Source organism: Lysinibacillus sp. GbtcB16 (genome assembly GCF_019091145.1).
GTDB classification, from domain to species: Bacteria; Bacillota; Bacilli; order Bacillales_A; family Planococcaceae; genus Lysinibacillus; species Lysinibacillus fusiformis.
In genome coordinates this window covers 1-235 of sequence record NZ_JAGXJV010000883.1, presented here as the reverse complement: position 1 = coordinate 235, position 235 = coordinate 1, and the positions used below count along the sequence as shown (strand labels likewise).

1 pseudogene is annotated in these 235 nt (G+C 61.3%); it reads left to right on the top strand.

From position 1 onward, the window contains the following. Positions 1–235, top strand: a pseudogene (locus KVT27_RS26200) (DUF5682 family protein); the annotation flags it as partial.

The following is a 235-nucleotide window of genomic DNA, read 5'->3' as shown; positions in this document are numbered from 1 at the left end:
CCTTCGTGCTGAAGGAGCTGCTCGAAGCTTGCGGGGATATCGCCGAGGCTTCCCGGTTCATCCGTATCGCTTGCGATTGCGGGCTAACGAAGGAGATGGTTCGGGCCATCGCTGCGCTGCAAGGGCTGGCGGTGGATGCAGGCAGCTTGGAGCAAGTAGCGGCAGCTGCTTATGAGCTGTCGGTGCTGATCCGTTACGGCTCGATCCGCCGCATTGAAACGGATGCGCTTCTGCC